The sequence below is a fragment of the Micromonospora sp. BS32 genome (genome assembly GCF_059089345.1).
Genome location: NZ_JBSSHR010000021.1, coordinates 25,650 through 41,564 on the forward strand (window position 1 = coordinate 25,650; position 15,915 = coordinate 41,564).

Consider the following 15,915-nt stretch of genomic DNA (forward strand, 5'->3'; position numbering starts at 1 on the left):
GACGTCGGCATCCGCCGCCAGCCGCCCGTCCGCGGTTCCCGTCGTACCCGGCTGGCATGCTGCGCCGGTGGGACTGACCGAGCCCGGCCGGCGGAGGCGACGATGACGTACCTGCTGATCCCCGGCGCCGGTGGCAGCGCCACCTACTGGCAGCTGCTGGTTGACGAGCTGCGCCGGCGCGGCCGCCTGGCCGTCGCGGTGGACCTTCCCGCCGCCGACGAGCACGCCGCGCTGCCCGAGTACGCCGACACGGTCCGCGCCGCCGTCGACCCGCACCCGGAGGTGGTGCTGGTGGCGCAGTCCCTGGGCGCGTTCACCGCGCCGCTGGTCGCCGACCATCCGGCGGTGCGGCTGCTGGTCCTGGTCAACCCGATGATCCCCGCGCCCGGAGAGTCGGCGGGCGACTGGTGGGCGGCCACCGGCCACGCCGGGGCCCGCGCCGCGTACGCCGCCGCGCAGGACCGCGCCGACGGTGACCACGTGGACCTGATGGTGGACTTCTTCCACGACGTGCCCGAGGAGGTGACCGCACGACTGATGGCGGCCGGCGAGCCGCAGGAGTCGGCGGCGCGGTTCTTCCCGGCGGACTTCCAGCGCCGCCTGGCCGCCGAGCGTCTCGGCGTCGAGCCGGACGAGCTGCCCGGCGGTCACCTGCTCGCCCTCAGCCAGCCGCGGCTGCTCGCCGACCGTCTGGAGGCGTACCGGCGGCAGGTCCGAGGCGGGAACTAAATCGGGGCGCGGCTTCCGCCGCGCCCCGATGCTCCCAGGCCCTTCCCGGCCGGTGGGGCGAGGATGAGCGGCGCCGACCTTCGGACCGACCGGACGTGGACTGGCTGCCCCCGCCTGGCCGTTGTCTACTGGCCGTGCCTTTCACCCTGCCCGTACACCGGTAATCGCGGCCGGTTCGCGCCGCCCCGCCGACCCCCGCCCGCTGGACCTGGCCGCCGCGACGACGTGCACCGTGTCGCTCGGCCAGCGGACGAAGGGACGAAGCGAACAACAGCCGCTTCCCGTAGTAGGACTCAAAGACGGTACGGCTTGCACCCCCGCCGCTGTCAACCCGCCTTGGGCCAGTCGTGTGTTGCAACACGGCGTGTCGCGTCGGCGCGTCTCAATCCGTGCCGAGACGCCCGCGCAGCAACGCCCGCGCCGCCCGCGGATGATCTCCGGCGAGCAACCCGCCGGCGGCCAGCACGTAGTCGACGTCGACCACGGCGCGGGCGGCGCGGGGCAGCGGCCACCCACCGGCGTGGTCGCCGAGGACGGCGGCGAGCACCCCGGCGGCGTCGGCGGTGGCGGCGTGACGCAGCACACCACCGGAGCCCACCATCAGCCGCACATCGCGCAGGTCCCGGCCGGCCCGTTCCCCGGTGGCGGCGCCGCGGGCGTGCCGGCGCAACGCCACCGTGGCGGCCAGTGCGGCGATGCGCCGGTCGGCGGCCCGGTCGGCGTCGGTGCCGGCGAGGAAGCCGGGATCGGCGGCGCGGACCGCCGCGGCGGCCGCCAGGTCGTCCTGCTCCCCCACCGCGAGCAGGCGTTCCTCGGCGGCGGCGCGGACCACCCCGGGTGCGCTCCACCGCATGCCCAGGTCGCCCTCGACGGTGCGGGCCCGCCACAGCGTCCCGGCGACCTCCCGGCCCGGGCCGGTGGCCCGCTCGTCGGGGGTGAGCACCGAGTACACGTCGGTGGTGGCCCCACCCACGTCGACGACCGCCAGGTCGCCGCCGAGGGCGTCGGCGAGGACCTCCACCCCGGTCAGCACCGCGTCGGGGGTGGCCGCGCGGACCAGCCGGGCGAACCGGTTGCCCCGGGACAGCCGCTTGCCGCCGATGACGTGCCGCAGGAACACCTCCCGGATCGCCGCCCGCGCCGACGCGGGGGCGAGCACCCCGATGCGGGGCAGCACGTTGTCGGCCACGGTGACCGGCACCTTCGCGGCGGCCAGCAGGGCGTGCAGGTCGTCGCGGACGTCGACGTTGCCGGCCAGCACCACCGGCACCCGCCAACGGGCCCTCGCCAGCCGGGTCGCGTTGTGGGTGAGGGTGTCGGCGTCGCCGCCGTCGGTGCCGCCGACCAGCAGCACCACGTCGGGGCGGGCGGCCCGCAGCGCGGTCAGCTCCGCCGCGCCGAGCCGCCCGGCGGCCACGTGCACCACGTTCGCCCCGGCGGACAGGCCGACCCGCCGCCCGGCCTGCGCGGTCACCAGCGGCTCGTAGCCGATCACCGCTAGGCGCAGGCCACCGCCGGCCGACGAGCAGACGTACCAGGGCACGTCGCGCACGGCGAGGCCGGCGGTCGCCGCGCCGACCGCGGCGTCCAGGCCGTGCAGCACGTCGGTGCCGACGGTGGTCGGCGCGGACCCGGCGGCGACCAGCCGGCCGCCGTGGAGGTCCACCACCGCGACCTTCGTGTACGTCGACCCGACGTCGGCGCAGACGGCGAGGTTCACGCCACCGGGGGTACGACCACGGTGCCGGTCGCGGCCACCGCCACGATCGGCGTGTCGAGGACCTCCGCGGCCGACTCGCCCCGGTCGGGCCGGCCCCGGCACACCACCCGGGCCTCGAAGTCGATGGTGCGGCTGCGGGTGCCCACCCGGGTCACCGTGGCCACCACCTCCAGCACGTCACCGGCCTTCATCGGCGCCCTGAACTGCACGTCGGAGTAGGAGGCGAACAGCCCCTCGTCGCCGTCGGTGCGGATGCACACCTCGGTGGCGACGTCCCCGAACAACCCCAGCGCGTACGCCCCGTCGACCAGGTTCCCCGCGTAGTGGGCGTGCGCGTACGGCACGTACCGGCGGTGGGTGACGGTCAGCCCGACCCGGGAATCACTCATGCCTTCGCCTTCTTACTCGTGATCAGCGCGTGCACCAGGTAGGAGGCCACCTCACCGGGGGTGGTGCCCCGGCCGAAGATGCGGTCCACGCCCAACTCGTCGGTCATCTTCTCGTCGAACCGCGGCCCACCCACGATCAGCAGCGGCCGCTTCCCGGCCGGCATGGCCTCCCGGAACGCCGCCGACATCTCCCGGGTGTTGTGCAGGTGCGCGTCACGCTGCGTCACCACCTGCGACACCAGCACCGCGTCGGCCTTCTCCACCCGCGCCGCCTCCACCAACTCCGGGACGCTGACCTGCGCGCCCAGGTTGGTGACCTTCAGCTCCCGGTAGTACTCCAGGCCCTTCTCCCCGGCGATGCCCTTCACGTTGAGGATCGCGTCGATGCCCACGGTGTGCGCGTCCGTACCGATGCACGCGCCGACCACGGACAGCTTGCGCCGCAGCCGCTGCTTCACCACCGTGTTGACCTCCTTGGCCGACAGCAGCGGGAAGTCCCGCTCCACCACCTGCACCTGGGAAAGGTCGACCAGATGGTTCACCCGCCCGTACACCACGAAGAAGGTGAACCCGTCGCTCATCGGCTTGGCGTGCACCAGCATCGCCGGGTCGATGCCCATCCTGTTGGCCAGCTGAATCGCCGCGCCCTCGGCCCGCTTGTCGTGCGACACCGGCAGCGTGAACGACACCTGCACCATGCCGTCGCCCGTGGTGTCCCCGTACGGCCGGACGATCTTCTTGTCGGCGCCCGCGGCACCCGTGTCGACGCCACTCATGCGGCCGGCCCTTCCAGGATCTCGGTGGCCGGGTTGTAGTAGTCGCCGTCGTGGGCGGCCACCCCGGACAGGCCCTTGCCCCGGTCAGCGGGCCGCTTCATGATCCCGAAGGTGCCCTCGGCGATCGCCGACAGCAGCGACTGGTCACCGATGCGCTCCAGCAGGTCCAGCGCCTCACCCAGGACCCGGTTCGCGCGCTGCTGGATGAACCCGCCCGGCGCCGGCACGAAGTCCTCGTGCAGCCCACCGGCCGCCCCGAGGACGTAACGGACGTTCTGCAGGGCGATGTCGCGGTCCGACAGCCACGGCGTCACCACCGCCTCGGTCATCATGCCGACCAGCAGGATGCCCTGACCGGTCATGGCGCCCACCAGGTTGAAGAACCCGTCGAGCAGGTTGCCGCGGAACACGTCACCGGTCATGTGCTTCGTCGGCGGCATCCACTTCAGCGGCGCGTCCGGGAACAGCTCCCGGGCCAGCAGCGCGTGCGCCAGCTCCAGCCGGAACGACTCCGGCACATCCGGGTTGATCTCGAACGCGTGCCCCAGCCCCAACTGCCAGTCCGCCAGCCCCGCCTCGTGCGCGAAATACTCGTTGAGCAGCTGCGACACCGTCACCGTGTGCGCCTCGTCCACCGCGTCGGCGGTGGTGAGGTAGTTGTCCTCACCGGTGTTGATGATGATGCCCGCCCGGGCGTGCACCTGCCGGGAGAACCGCTGGTCCACGAACGTGCGGATCGGGTTGATGTCGCGGAACAGGATCCCGTACATCGAATCGTTGAGCATCATGTCCAGCCGCTCCAGGCCGGCCAACGCCGCCATCTCCGGCATGCACAGCCCCGACGCGTAGTTCGTCAGCCGCACGTACCTGCCCAGCTCCCTCGACGTCTCGTCCAGGGCCGCCCGCATCAGCCGGAAGTTCTCCTGCGTGGCGTACGTGCCGGCGAACCCCTCCCGGGTCGCCCCCTCCGGCACGTAGTCCAGCAGCGACTGCCCCGTCGACCGGATCACCGCGATCACGTCCGCGCCCGCCCGGGCCGCCGCCTGCGCCTGCGGAATGTCCTCGTAGATGTCCCCGGTCGCCACGATCAGGTAGATCCACGGCCGCTGCTTGGGGTCCCCGTACCGCTTCACCAGCCGGTCCCGCTCGGCCCGACGCCGGTCGACCTGCCGGATCCCCGCCGCCACCGCCCTCCGCGCCGCCTTGCGCGCCGCGGTGGCCGCCTTCCCGGTCGGCTGCGCGAAACGCACCGACCCCGCCGCCGCCTTCTGCGCCAGCAGCGTCACGTCGGTGATCCCCTCGCGGGCCAGGGCGTCGAACACCGGCGCCGCCACCCCGTGCCCCAGACCCACGTCCGCGACCACCGCGTCGACGAGACGATTCACCCACGGAATGCCGTCCGGGTCCGCACCGGTCACCCCGGCGAACCGCAGCACCGCCCGCTCCACCGACACCGTGGTGTGGCTGCGCGCCAGATCCACCACCGGCCGCCCGGCGCGGCGCGCCAACTCCCGCGCCCGGGCGACCAGCGCCGGATCCAGGTCAAGCTTGCCTGTCACGCCGTCACCTCGCTGCGCTCGGCCACGGCGCGACACGCGCCTGCGCTGTATCGATGGTTCGCTCGCTACGCTCGCTCACGAATTGCCTTCCTCATAGATGACCTCACCGCGCAGCACCGTGCGCCGGCACACCGGCAACGGCGTCGGGTCGTCCGCGCCGCGCAACTCCGGATCCTCGGCCTGCAACACCGGCAGACCCCGCTCCGCCCCCACCGGGGTCGACCACACCGCGAACGTCGCCGGCGCGCCCAACGCCAGCACACCCTCACTGTCCAGGTGCACCGCCCGCCAGCCACCCCGGGTGTGCGCGGCGAACGCCGCCCGCACACTCATCCGCTGCACCGGGTTGTGGTGCGCCGCCGCCGCCCGCACCGAACCCCACGGGTCCAGCGGCGTCACCGGCGAATCCGACCCGAACGCCAACGACACCCCGACGCCGTGCATCGCCCCCATCGGGTTCGACTCCAACGACCGGTCCAACCCCAACCGCGACTCGTACATCCGACCCGCGCCACCCCACAGCCGGTCGAACGCCGGCTGCATGCTCGCCACGATCCCGTACTCCACGAACCCGGCGATCAACCGCTTGCTCATGATCTCCGCGTGCTCCACCCGGTGCCGCGCCGCGCGCACCCGATCCGTGCCCAGCTTCGCCGCCGCCGCCGCGAACCCGTCCAGCACCGTCGAGATCGCCGCGTCGCCGATCGCGTGGAACCCGCCCTGCATGCCGTGCGCCGCGCAGTCCAGCAGATGGTCGCGCACCTGATCGGCAGTCAGATACCCGTGCCCGCACGCGCCGGTCTCCCCGTCCCGGTACGCCGCCGACACGTGCGCCGTCCGCGACCCCAACGCCCCGTCGGCGAACAGGTCCCCGCCCGCGCCGACCGCGCCCAACTCCCGGGCCCGCGCCGCCCCCGACAGCTCACCCCAGTAGCCGTACACCTCCGGCAGCCCCGCGCCCGAGATCCCCAGCAGGCCGATGAAGTCCTCCTCGTCGGAGATCTCCGGGCCGCCGCACTCGTGCACCGCCGCGATCCCCAACGACGCCGCGTGGGCCAACGCCACCCGCTGCGCAGCGACCCGCTGCGACCGCGTCACCGACCCCTGCGCCGCCGCCCGCACCACATGATGGGCGTCACGGCGCAACCAGCCCGACACGTCGTACCCGGGGGCCGCCGCCGCGTCCGGGCACGCCGCCAGCAACGCCGACGACACCAGCGCCGAATGGATCGACGCCTGCGACAGGTACACCCGCCGACCACCGGCCGCCCGGTCCAGCTCCGCCGCGCCGGGCAGCCGCTGGTCGGACCAGTTCGACTCGTCCCAGCCGTGCCCCAGCACCACCGCGTCACCGGGCAACCCCGCCGCGAACGCCGACACCGCGTCCAGCAACTCCCCCGCCGACCGCACCCGGGACAGCTCCAGCCCCGACAGGGCCAGCCCGGTGTCGGTGGCGTGCACGTGCGCGTCCACGAACGCCGGCGTCACCAGCGCCCCGTCCAACTCCACCACCCGGTCGGCCGCCGGCGCGTCGACATCGGCGCCCAACCAGGCGATCCGGCCGTCGCGCACCAGCAGCGCCGTCGCGGTCGGCTCGGCCGGACAGTGCAGCATTCCACCGCGGTACAAGGTCGAGGGGTTCGTCATGGTCTCAGTCTGCCGCCAACCGGGATTCGAACAGTCCACGGACCCCGGGCTCCGCGCGCAGCAGCCCCAGCGCCAACTCCGCGTGACCCGGCACGTACCCGTTGCCCACCAGCATCGTCACATCCGCCGCGAGACCCTCCGCGCCCAACGCCGCCGCCGCGAAGCTCGTCGCCATCGAGAAGAAGATCACCGTGCCGCCGTCCGCGGTGGCCAGCACCGCCCCGTGCTCGCAGCCCGGCACGTCCACGCAGACCACCGTCACGTCCGCCGGCACCCCCAGCGCCGTGGTCACCGCCGTGGACAGCGCCACCGGGTCCCGGGCGTCGGCCAACGCGACCACCGACGCCAGGCCGGCGCCCTCCAGCGCGTCGCGCTCCGCCGCCACCGGCACCACCCCGACCGTACGACCCGCGCCCGCCCGCCGCGCCGCGGCCAGCGACAGCGACCCGCTCTTGCCGGCCCCGCCGATCACCGCCACGGTCACCGGCGTCGGGTCACCCGCGCGTTCCTTCCGCGCCACGTGCTCCGCGACCACCCGCGCGGTCAGCGCCGGAGCCCCACACACGTCCAGCACGGCCAGCGACAGCTCCGGGTGCAGGTCCGCCGGGAGCACCGCGGCGATGGACCGGGCGAACAGGATCGCGTACCCGTCGCAGGGCACCTGCTCGCTGCGCCCGTCCCAGCGGGCCAGCCCGTCGAGGATGGTCAACGGGGTCAGCGTCAGCGACACCAGGGTGGCCACCCGGTCACCGACGGTCAGCTTCAGCGGGGAGCGCCGGCCCGCCTCCTCCACCGTGCCGATCAGCATGCCGCCGGACCCGGTGACCGGGTTCTGCATCTTGCCCCGGGTGGAGATGATCTCCAGCACCTCGGCGCGGACCTTCTCCCCGTCGCCGCCGTGCTTCTCCGACAACTGGCGGAAGCTCGCCGCGTCCAGGTTCAGCCGTTCCACCCGGATGCGTACCTCGTTCGCCGCGATCCGCGGGTCGGCGTCCAGCCGCCAGGCCGCCTGCGGCAGCACCCCCGCCGGTTCCACGACGCGGTGCAGACCCACCGGTGACGTCACGCCGACCTCCCCTGCTCAGCCGCGCGAAGCCCCGGTCAGGACTCGCGTCGCGGGAAAACTTACGGCAGACTAATTTCTTCACCGGATATTTTCCAGTAGCCTTCGGGTCCGCTGATCATTCGCACCACGCACCGAGGAGGGGCCGTGACCCAGACCCAACCGGTTGAGACCATCCCTCAACCCCGTCACGCCCCGGTCGCCGTACCGACCGCAGGGCAGCCCTACGAATACCGCCGCAGCCCCCTGGTCGAACCCGACTGGACCCGCTTCCCCGGCTGGCGCCACATCACCCGCGAACAGTGGGAGAGCGCCCAGTGGCAGCGCGTCAACTGCGTCAAGAACATCAAGCAGCTGCGCACCGTCCTCGGCGACACCGTCGACGAGACCTTCTACGCCGACCTCGAGGCCGACCAGAAGGCCCTGGCCACCATGTCCATGCTGGTGCCGCCGCAGATGATCAACACGATGGTGCCGTTCGCGCCGATGACCACCGAGGCGTTCCTCGCCGACCCCATCCGGCGCTACATGATCCCCGTCGCCTCCGACCGGCGCACCGACTGGCCGTCGCACCCCTACGCCAGCCGGGACTCACTGCACGAGCACGACATGTGGGTCGCCGAAGGGCTCACCCACCGCTACCCCACCAAGGTCCTCGCCGAACTGCTCTCCACCTGCCCGCAGTACTGCGGCCACTGCACCCGGATGGACCTGGTCGGCAACTCCACCCCCGCCGTCGACAAGCTCAAGCTCACCCTCAAGCCCGTCGACCGCTACGACGCCCACATCGCCTACCTCAAGGCCCACCCCGGGGTCCGCGACGTCGTCGTCTCCGGTGGCGACGTCGCCAACGTGCCGTGGCGCAACCTCGAGTCGTACCTGATGCGGCTGCTGGAGCTGGAAACCGTCCGCGACATCCGGCTCGCCACCAAGGCCCTCATGGGCCTGCCCCAGCACTGGCTCCAGCACGACGTGGTCGAGGGCCTGGAGCGGGTCGCCCGCACCGCCGCCCGGCGCGGCGTCAACCTCGCCATCCACACCCACGTCAACCACGCCCAGTCGATCACCCCGCTGGTCGCCAAGGCCGCCCAGACCGCCCTCGACGTCGGCGTCCGCGACGTCCGCAACCAGGGCGTGCTCATGCGCGGCGTCAACGCCACCACGCCCGACCTGCTCGACCTCTGCTTCGCCCTGCAGGGCGAGGCCGGGATCCTGCCGTACTACTTCTACATGTGCGACATGATCCCCAACGCCGAGCACTGGCGGGTCCCCGTCTGGCACGCCCAGCAGCTCCAGCACGACATCATGGGCTACCTGCCCGGCTACGCCACCCCGCGGATCGTCTGCGACGTCCCGTTCGTCGGCAAGCGCTGGGTGCACATGCTCACCGAGTACGACCGCGAGCGCGGCATCTCCTACTGGACCAAGAACTACCGCACCTCCATCGAGTCCGCCGACCTGGAGGCGCTCAACAAGCGCTACGCCTACTACGACCCGATCGACACCCTGCCCGAGTCCGGCCAGCAGTGGTGGGCCGAGCACCGCAACGACTGATCCACGCGCCGAGCGCGGAGGGCCCCGGTTTTCCGGGGCCCTCCTTTCTCGTTCGCAGGTGGCGGGCCGGGGCGTTGCTGCCCGGCCACCCGCCCGCCGTGGCTCTGAGCGGCCCAACGGCCCTACCCGCCAGGTGTGGCCGTTGCTGTACTCAAGGCATGACCGTCAAGCTGCTCACGGCGGTGCGGCGCCGGCCGGTGACGTCGTTCTTCATCTTGGCGTACCTGCTGTCATGGAGCTGGTGGGTGCCGGTCGCGCTCGCCGGTGGTGTGGTGCACGGCGGCGATGCTCGACGGCCGGTGCCGGCCGGCCGACTCTGGCAGCCCCACCGCCGAACCGGCACCGCAAGGAGGCTGGGCAGAGCGTTCAGCCGGAGCGCGGGGCGTACATGATGACGGCGACGCCGACCAGGCAGATCGCCGCGCCGGCCAGGTCCCAGCGGTCCGGCCGGAAGCCGTCCACCGCCATCCCCCAGGCCAGCGAGCCCGCCACGAACACCCCGCCGTACGCGGCGAGGATCCGGCCGAAGTGCGCGTCGGGCTGGAACGTCGCCACGAAGCCGTACGCGCCGAGCGCGATCACGCCGGCGGCGATCCACCACAGGCCCCGGTGCTCCCGCCAGCCCTGCCAGACCAGCCACGCCCCGCCGATCTCGGCGAGCGCGGCGAGGACGAACAACAGCAGTGAGCGCGCGACCAACATCCGCAGAACCTAACGCGAGCGGCCCCCGGAGTTCCGGAGGCCGCTCGTCCCGCGTACGCGGGTCAGCGAAACGCGTCCTTCGCGTTGCGGCCGGCCTCCTTGGCGTGCTCGCCGGCCTGCTTGGCCCGGGCCGCGCTCTGTTCGTTGGCGCCCTCGGCTCGCATCCGCTCGTTGTCGGTGACGTCGCCGATCCGCTCCTTGGCAACGCCGGTCAGCTCCTGGGCCTTGCTCTTCGCCTTGTCGGTGAAGCTCATGTCGCCTCCTGTCGCTCCGGCGGTCGCGGGGCTGCTGCCCCGCTCCCCCGTGCGTCCCCGGTGCAGGCCCCGGGAAACCGGTCCGTTCCGGATGATCAGGCTGTGCCTTTGGACGGTGCTGGACACACCCTGTAGCGCGTCCTAGGACGCTAGGGTGTGGTCTTCCGGTGGTGTGACGTCTGCGGCGGTCAGGACGGAAACGCGATGACCGGCAGATCGTCGTCGCCGTAGCGGGCCTCGCCCGAGAGGATGGGCGCGTCGTGCTCCAGGCACGCCAGCACGGTCGTGGCCAGGTCCGCGCGGCCGGTGAAGCCCCGCCAGTACGCCAGCTCCTGCCAGGCCTCCCCCGGGGTCGGGAGCACCGCGCAGGCGTCCAGGGCGAGCAGTCGGTGCAGCGCCGCCCGGTCCTTGGGGTCGTCCACCACCGCCAGCGTCTCGGCGGCGGTCACGGCGGTGACGCCGAAGCGCACCCCGTCGGCGATCACCTCGTGCAGCGGCTCCCCGACGTGCACCGAACCGGCCAGGTAGGCCAGCAGGGCGGACCGGTCCAGTACCAGCCGGACCGGCAGGGTCTCCCCCGCGGTCACGCCGCCGGCGCCCGACCTGCGGCGGGATCCTCCCGCGCCGTACGGCGCACCCGCTCCCGGAGCGCCTCGTAGCGCTCCGCCGGCCATGCGGCGTCCAGCGCGGCCCGGGTCGCCCGGGCCCTGGCCACACCCTCGTCGGTAACCGAGATCCCCTGGTGGGCCAGCTCGGCGGTCAGCGCCTCCCGGCGCATCAGCGCCCGGGCGGCGTCCACCAGGTAGGCGCTCGCGTTGGGCTCGCGCTCCAGCCGTTCCGCCACGTCCGGCGGAACCGAGATCGACAGCTTGCGCACCGCTCCGGTCATACCGGGAAGCATACGCCGGTGGCACCGGACCCACCCGAGCGCGACACGTCACCACCTCTACGGCGTCCTAGGACGATGGTGGTCGGCCACACCCTGCTGCTTTAGCGGGTCCGCACCGAACCGGTGCGGGCGAAAAGCTGTCGGACGAGGACCGGCGCGGGCTCACCGCGCTGTTCTGGTCGAACATCAACTCGTAGAGCACGTTCCGCCGAGGGCGCGCGGCCCGTGCCGCGCGCTTGCGTCGGCTGTGAAAATCGCTGTCCGGTTGTCGGAGCACGGTGATAGACAGCCGCAGTGAAAAGACGCTGGAGTTCCCCGATCTGCTGCGGCTGATCGACGAACGATCGACCGCCTTCCGCGCCGCGGTCGCCTCCGCGCCCAGCCTCGACGTGCAGGTGCCGACCTGCCCCGAGTGGACGCTGTTCGACCCTGGCGCAGCACCTGGGCGAGGGGCGCCGCTCCTGGGCCGCCACCATCGCCGCAGGGCCTACCGCCTCGGCCAAGTCCCCATCGGAGGGCCCGGCTGCACCTCGGGAGCGCGAGGCCCTGCTGGCCTGGTTGGCCGCATCGACGCAGCAGCTACTGGACGCATTGCGGGAGGCCGGCCCGGATCGCGGTTGCTGGACGTGGTGGGGTACGTCGCAGTCTCCGCAGACCTGCGGTGCCGTCGCCCGACACCAGCTCCAGGAGATCGCGGACACCTACGACACTCAGCTCACCCTGGGCGCCCCGCAGCCGCTGCCGGACGAGGTGGCACTCGACGGTGTCGAGGATTTCCTGTCCACCTGCTGCACAACGACGGCCGCCTGGCCGCACGAGCCCGCTGCCGTCGACTACCACGCCACCGAGGGCCGCTCCTGGCGCAACTGGCTCTCCGCCGACGGCGCACGGGCCGCCCGCCTGCCCACACCCGCCACCGCTGCCGGCGGGGACCCGGACCAGGCCGACGCCTCGTTCTGCGCGTGCGCCGCGCACTGACACGGTTCTGTCGACCCTCGGGACCTGGTTGACTGGGCGGATGAGCGAGATCGTCCTGATCCGGCACGGCGAGACCACCTGGAGCGCCACCCACCGGCACACCTCGTACACCGACCTGGAGCTCACCGCCGACGGGGAGCGGCAGGCCCGCGCGCTCGCCGGGGTGCTCGTCGGCCGGCGGTTCGCCCGGGTGCTCTCCAGCCCCCGGCTGCGGGCCCTGCGCACCGCGCAACTCGCCGGCCTGACCGTGGACGCCACCGACGACGACCTCGCCGAGTGGAACTACGGCTCCTACGAGGGTCGGACCACCGTGGACATCCACGCCGAGGACGATCCGAACTGGAACATCTGGACCGACGGCTGCCCCGGCGGGGAGTCGCCCGAGCAGGTGGCCGAGCGGGTCGACCGACTGCTCGACCGGATCACTCCCCTGCTGGCGCAGGGCAGCGTCGGCCTGGTCGGCCACGCGCACAGCCTGCGGGTGGTCGGCGCCCGCTGGATCGGCCTGCCGCCCGCCGGCGGTGGCCGGCTTCGACTGGACACCGCCACGGTGAGCGTCCTCGGTTACGAGCACGGCCGGCAGGTCATCCTCCGCTGGAACGGCGGCTGAGCCCGCCGGTCAGGCGTCACCGTTGCGGGAGCGGCGGACCGGCTCGCCGGCGGCGATCTTCGGCGGTCTCGACTCGTACGGGGTGGACAGCACCACGGTCGTGCGGGTGGTGACGTTCGCCGCCGTACGGATCTCCTGCAGCACCCGCTCCAGGTCCGCCGGACCGGCCACCCGCACCAGCAGCAGGTAGAAGTCCTCCCCCGCCACCGAGTAGCAGGAGTCGATCTCGGGCAGGTGGGCCAGCCGCTCCGGCGCGTCGTCCGGCTGCGACGGGTCGAACGGCCGGATCGCCACGAAGGCGGTCAGCGGCAGGTCCAGCGCCTCGAACGACACCCGCGCGGTGTAGCCGCTGATCACGCCGCGCTGCTCCAGCCGGCGGACCCGCTGGTGCACCGCGGAGACCGACAGCCCGACCTTCTCGGCCAGATCGGTGTACGACAGCCGGCCGTCAGCGGTCAGCGCGGCGACGATGGCCCGGTCGATCTCCTCCACGGCACGCAACCTACCCGGTCGAGCGCTCCCACGCGACGACGGTCCCGCCGGCGTGACGTTCAGCGGGCCGTGCGGTCGCGCACCGCGTCCGCAGCGAAGTTGAGCACCTCGGCCATGTCCTCCTCGTCCAGGAAGGGCAGGTCGTGAGGATGTCCGTGACGGACATCCCCTCCGCCATCATCGCCAGCAGGGTCGCCACCGGGATCCGGGACTGCCGCACGCAGGGTGCGCCGCCCATCACCTCGGGGTCGACGGTGATCCGGGGGAACGTCACCGGTACAGGTTAGTCCCTGGCCAGCGCCCGGGAGATCACCAGCCGCTGGATCTGGTTGGTGCCCTCGACGATCTGGAGCACCTTCGCCTCCCGCATGTACCGCTCCACCGGGTGGTCGGCGACGTAGCCGGCCCCACCGAGCACCTGCACCGCGTCGGTGGTCACCCGCATCGCCACGTCGGTGGCGAAGAGCTTCGCCTTCGCCGCCTCGATGGAGTACGGCCGGCCGGCGTCGCGCAGCCGGGCGGCGGCCAGGGTCAGCGCCCGGGCGGCGGAGATCTGGGTGGCCGCGTCGGCCAGCCCGAACCCGAGGCCCTGGAAGTCGATGATCGCGCGACCGAACTGCCGCCGCTCCTTCGCGTAGCCGACGGCGTAGTCCAGCGCCGCCTGGGCCAGGCCGACCGCGCAGGCGGCGATGCCGAGCCGCCCCGAGTCCAGGGCGGACATGGCGATGGTGAAGCCCATCCCTTCCCCGCCGATCAGCCGGTCGGCGGGCACCCGGGCGTCGTCGAAGGCGATCTGCGCGACCGGGGAGGAGTGCAGGCCCATGGTCCGCTCGGCCGCCTGCGGGAGGATCCCGGGCGTGCCCCGGTCGGCCAGCAGGCAGGAGATGCCCTTCGGGCCGGGCTCGCCGGTGCGGCAGAAGATGTTGTAGAAGTCGGCGACCCGGGCGTGGGTGATCCACGCCTTGGTGCCGGTGACCACGTACGCGTCGCCGTCGCGGACCGCCTTCGTGGTGAGCGAGGCGGCGTCGGAGCCGCCCTGCGGCTCGGAGAGGCAGTACGCCCCGAGCAGCTCCCCGCCGATCATGTCGGGCAGCAGCTTGCGCTGCTCGGCGCTGCCGAACTGGGCGACCGGGTAGCAGGACAGCGTGTGCACGCTGACCGCCTCGGCCACGGCGAGCCAGCGGCCGGCCAGGATCTCCAGCACCTGGAGGTAGACCTCGTACGGCTGGGCGGCGCCGCCGTGCTCCTCGGCGTACGGCAGGCCGAGCAGGCCGGCCCGGCCCAGGGTGCGCAGCACCTCGCGGGGGAACTCGGCGCGCTCCTCGAAGCCGGCGGCCTTCGGGGCGAGCTCGCGGTCGGCGAGTTCGGTGACGAGGTCCAGCAGGTCGTGGGCCTCGTCGGTGGGGAGGATCCGGTCGACAGTCATAGCGCGATGAGCTCCGTGGGGGTGGTGTTGAGCCGTCGGACGCCGTCCGTCGTGCAGACGACGATGTCCTCGATCCGGGCGCCGTGCCGCCCGGCGAGATAGATGCCCGGTTCGATCGAGAACGCCATGCCGGGCTCGAGTGGCCGGGGGTTGCCGGCCACCACGTACGGCTCCTCGTGCCCGTCGAGGCCGATGCCGTGGCCGGTGCGGTGCAGGAAGGCTTCCCCGTACCCGGCGGCGGTGATCGGCTCGCGGGCGGCGGCGTCGACCGCCTCGGCGGTGACGCCGGGCGCGACGGCGGCCACCGCGGCCACCTGGGCCGCGTGCAGCACCGTGTAGTAGTCGGCGAACTCGGCCGGCGCGGGGCCGCCGGCGACGTAGGTGCGGGTGGAGTCGGAGCAGTAGCCCGACGGCATGGTGCCGCCGATGTCCACCACGACCGGCTCGCCGGCGCCGATCGGCCGGTCGGAGGTGCCGTGGTGGGGGCTGGCGCCGTTCGGGCCGGCGGCCACGATGACGAAGTCGACGGTCGCGTGGCCGGCGGCGCGGATGGCCGCGGCGATGTCGGTGGCGACCTCCGCCTCGGTCCGGCCGGGGCGCAGCCACTCCCCCATCCGGGCGTGCACCGCGTCGATCGCCGCGCCGGCCTCGGCGAGCGCCGCCACCTCGGCCGGGGACTTGCGGATCCGCAGCTCCCGCAGCACCTCGCCGGCGAGCCGCTGGGCGGCGCCGGGCAGCGCGGCGCGCAGGGCCAGGACCTGCTCGGCCCACATCCGGTCGGCCAGGCCGACAGCGGCGACCGGCCCGTCGAGGGCGGTGGTGACCAGCGGGTACGGGTCGCTGCCGTCGGTGTGGTCGACGATCCGGACGCCGGTGGCCGGAGCGGGGGACGCCTCGGCGGCGGGGCGCTCCAGGGCGGGCACGATCAGCGTCGCCTCGCCCCGCGCGGGCAGCACCAGGCAGGTCAGCCGCTCCCCCGCGTGGGCGTGGTAGCCGGTCAGGTAGCGCAGGTCCGAGCCGGGGGTGAGCAGCAGCGCGTCCAGGCCGGCGGCGGCGGTGGCGCGCTGCGCGGCGGCCAGCCGGTCGGCGGGGTACAGCTCGTCGGTTCCCACCCCGCCAGCTTAACG

At 73.3% G+C, this 15,915-nt stretch carries 18 protein-coding genes; 4 read left to right on the plus strand and 14 right to left on the minus strand.

Annotated elements, in window-relative coordinates; genetic code table 11:
• The first annotated feature begins 102 nt into the window (after positions 1-102).
• Positions 103-729 carry an alpha/beta fold hydrolase gene (locus AC5RWQ_RS25020; protein WP_494285092.1) on the plus strand — a complete coding sequence of 209 codons (627 nt, stop codon included), beginning with the start codon at positions 103-105 and terminating at the stop codon, positions 727-729.
• A 382-nt stretch (positions 730-1,111) separates the two neighbouring features.
• Here AC5RWQ_RS25020 and AC5RWQ_RS25025 read toward each other — a convergent pair whose 3' ends face one another.
• The 6 genes from AC5RWQ_RS25025 to kdd all read right to left on the minus strand — a co-directional run bounded on the left by AC5RWQ_RS25025 (position 1,112) and on the right by kdd (position 7,886).
• Positions 1,112-2,449, minus strand: coding sequence for a glutamate mutase L (locus AC5RWQ_RS25025; protein ID WP_494285093.1), 1,338 nt, complete (start codon positions 2,447-2,449; stop codon positions 1,112-1,114).
• Positions 2,446-2,838, minus strand: coding sequence for a 3-aminobutyryl-CoA ammonia lyase (gene kal / locus AC5RWQ_RS25030; protein WP_494285094.1), 393 nt, complete (start codon positions 2,836-2,838; stop codon positions 2,446-2,448). The genes AC5RWQ_RS25025 and kal overlap by 4 nt, the downstream gene beginning before the upstream one ends.
• Positions 2,835-3,614, minus strand: coding sequence for a lysine 5,6-aminomutase subunit beta (kamE, locus tag AC5RWQ_RS25035; protein ID WP_334493955.1), 780 nt, complete (start codon positions 3,612-3,614; stop codon positions 2,835-2,837). Before kamE ends, kal begins: the two co-directional genes overlap by 4 nt.
• Positions 3,611-5,173, minus strand: coding sequence for a lysine 5,6-aminomutase subunit alpha (gene kamD / locus AC5RWQ_RS25040; protein ID WP_494285095.1), 1,563 nt, complete (start codon positions 5,171-5,173; stop codon positions 3,611-3,613). Before kamD ends, kamE begins: the two co-directional genes overlap by 4 nt.
• Before the next feature lie 75 nt (positions 5,174-5,248).
• The gene (locus AC5RWQ_RS25045) at positions 5,249-6,820 is read right to left on the minus strand and encodes an amidohydrolase (RefSeq protein ID WP_494285096.1); all 1,572 of its coding nucleotides are present in this window, start codon (positions 6,818-6,820) and stop codon (positions 5,249-5,251) included.
• A 4-nt stretch (positions 6,821-6,824) separates the two neighbouring features.
• Positions 6,825-7,886 carry an L-erythro-3,5-diaminohexanoate dehydrogenase gene (gene kdd, locus AC5RWQ_RS25050; protein ID WP_494285097.1) on the minus strand — a complete coding sequence of 354 codons (1,062 nt, stop codon included), beginning with the start codon at positions 7,884-7,886 and terminating at the stop codon, positions 6,825-6,827.
• 144 nt (positions 7,887-8,030) lie between these two features.
• On the opposite strand from kdd, the gene AC5RWQ_RS25055 reads away from it, so the two are divergent.
• Positions 8,031-9,437 (plus strand): KamA family radical SAM protein, encoded by a 1,407-nt coding sequence (locus AC5RWQ_RS25055; RefSeq protein WP_494285098.1) that lies wholly within the window; start codon positions 8,031-8,033, stop codon positions 9,435-9,437.
• A gap of 366 nt (positions 9,438-9,803) precedes the next feature.
• Here the strand turns inward: AC5RWQ_RS25055 and AC5RWQ_RS25060 are convergent, their stop codons facing one another.
• The 4 genes from AC5RWQ_RS25060 to AC5RWQ_RS25075 all read right to left on the minus strand — a co-directional run bounded on the left by AC5RWQ_RS25060 (position 9,804) and on the right by AC5RWQ_RS25075 (position 11,282).
• Positions 9,804-10,139: a YnfA family protein gene (locus AC5RWQ_RS25060; RefSeq protein WP_494285099.1), complete on the minus strand. Its 336-nt coding sequence runs from the start codon at positions 10,137-10,139 to the stop codon at positions 9,804-9,806.
• Positions 10,140-10,201: 62 nt separating this feature from the next.
• Positions 10,202-10,393, minus strand: a complete 192-nt coding sequence (locus AC5RWQ_RS25065) for a CsbD family protein (RefSeq protein WP_494285100.1) — start codon at positions 10,391-10,393, stop codon at positions 10,202-10,204.
• 188 nt (positions 10,394-10,581) lie between these two features.
• Positions 10,582-10,980, minus strand: coding sequence for a PIN domain-containing protein (locus AC5RWQ_RS25070; RefSeq protein WP_494285101.1), 399 nt, complete (start codon positions 10,978-10,980; stop codon positions 10,582-10,584).
• Complete coding sequence (locus AC5RWQ_RS25075) at positions 10,977-11,282, minus strand: hypothetical protein (RefSeq protein WP_494285102.1); 306 nt, start codon at positions 11,280-11,282, stop codon at positions 10,977-10,979. The genes AC5RWQ_RS25070 and AC5RWQ_RS25075 overlap by 4 nt, the downstream gene beginning before the upstream one ends.
• A 474-nt stretch (positions 11,283-11,756) precedes the next feature.
• Between AC5RWQ_RS25075 and AC5RWQ_RS25080 the strand changes: the two genes are divergently transcribed.
• On the plus strand, positions 11,757-12,260 hold the full coding sequence (locus AC5RWQ_RS25080) for a maleylpyruvate isomerase N-terminal domain-containing protein (protein ID WP_494285154.1): 504 nt from the start codon (positions 11,757-11,759) through the stop codon (positions 12,258-12,260).
• A 40-nt stretch (positions 12,261-12,300) separates the two neighbouring features.
• Positions 12,301-12,870, plus strand: coding sequence for a histidine phosphatase family protein (locus AC5RWQ_RS25085; protein ID WP_494285103.1), 570 nt, complete (start codon positions 12,301-12,303; stop codon positions 12,868-12,870).
• A gap of 9 nt (positions 12,871-12,879) precedes the next feature.
• On the opposite strand, the gene AC5RWQ_RS25090 is transcribed toward AC5RWQ_RS25085, so the two are convergent.
• From AC5RWQ_RS25090 to AC5RWQ_RS25105, 4 genes are read right to left on the minus strand one after another with little or no spacing between them, the layout of a single operon-like run.
• Positions 12,880-13,362, minus strand: a complete 483-nt coding sequence (locus AC5RWQ_RS25090; protein ID WP_334489081.1) for an Lrp/AsnC family transcriptional regulator — start codon at positions 13,360-13,362, stop codon at positions 12,880-12,882.
• A 10-nt stretch (positions 13,363-13,372) separates the two neighbouring features.
• Positions 13,373-13,600, minus strand: coding sequence for a DUF433 domain-containing protein (locus AC5RWQ_RS25095; RefSeq protein WP_494285155.1), 228 nt, complete (start codon positions 13,598-13,600; stop codon positions 13,373-13,375).
• A 45-nt stretch (positions 13,601-13,645) separates the two neighbouring features.
• On the minus strand, positions 13,646-14,788 hold the full coding sequence (locus AC5RWQ_RS25100) for an acyl-CoA dehydrogenase family protein (RefSeq protein ID WP_494285104.1): 1,143 nt from the start codon (positions 14,786-14,788) through the stop codon (positions 13,646-13,648).
• Complete coding sequence (locus AC5RWQ_RS25105; protein WP_494285105.1) at positions 14,785-15,900, minus strand: M24 family metallopeptidase; 1,116 nt, start codon at positions 15,898-15,900, stop codon at positions 14,785-14,787. Before AC5RWQ_RS25105 ends, AC5RWQ_RS25100 begins: the two co-directional genes overlap by 4 nt.
• Between the last annotated feature and the right edge of the window lie 15 nt (positions 15,901-15,915).

What these genes read in the sequence shown, in the direction of transcription:
- AC5RWQ_RS25020 (WP_494285092.1), top strand. Translation starts at nt 103, where the DNA reads ATGACGTACCTGCTGATCCCCGGCGCCGGTGGCAGCGCCACCTACTGG.
- kal (WP_494285094.1), bottom strand. Translation starts at nt 2,838, where the DNA reads ATGAGTGATTCCCGGGTCGGGCTGACCGTCACCCACCGCCGGTACGTG.
- kamE (WP_334493955.1), bottom strand. Translation starts at nt 3,614, where the DNA reads ATGAGTGGCGTCGACACGGGTGCCGCGGGCGCCGACAAGAAGATCGTC.
- AC5RWQ_RS25045 (WP_494285096.1), bottom strand. Translation starts at nt 6,820, where the DNA reads ATGACGAACCCCTCGACCTTGTACCGCGGTGGAATGCTGCACTGTCCG.
- AC5RWQ_RS25060 (WP_494285099.1), bottom strand. Translation starts at nt 10,139, where the DNA reads ATGTTGGTCGCGCGCTCACTGCTGTTGTTCGTCCTCGCCGCGCTCGCC.
- AC5RWQ_RS25065 (WP_494285100.1), bottom strand. Translation starts at nt 10,393, where the DNA reads ATGAGCTTCACCGACAAGGCGAAGAGCAAGGCCCAGGAGCTGACCGGC.
- AC5RWQ_RS25075 (WP_494285102.1), bottom strand. Translation starts at nt 11,282, where the DNA reads ATGACCGGAGCGGTGCGCAAGCTGTCGATCTCGGTTCCGCCGGACGTG.
- AC5RWQ_RS25085 (WP_494285103.1), top strand. Translation starts at nt 12,301, where the DNA reads ATGAGCGAGATCGTCCTGATCCGGCACGGCGAGACCACCTGGAGCGCC.
- AC5RWQ_RS25095 (WP_494285155.1), bottom strand. Translation starts at nt 13,600, where the DNA reads ATGGGCGGCGCACCCTGCGTGCGGCAGTCCCGGATCCCGGTGGCGACC.
- AC5RWQ_RS25100 (WP_494285104.1), bottom strand. Translation starts at nt 14,788, where the DNA reads ATGACTGTCGACCGGATCCTCCCCACCGACGAGGCCCACGACCTGCTG.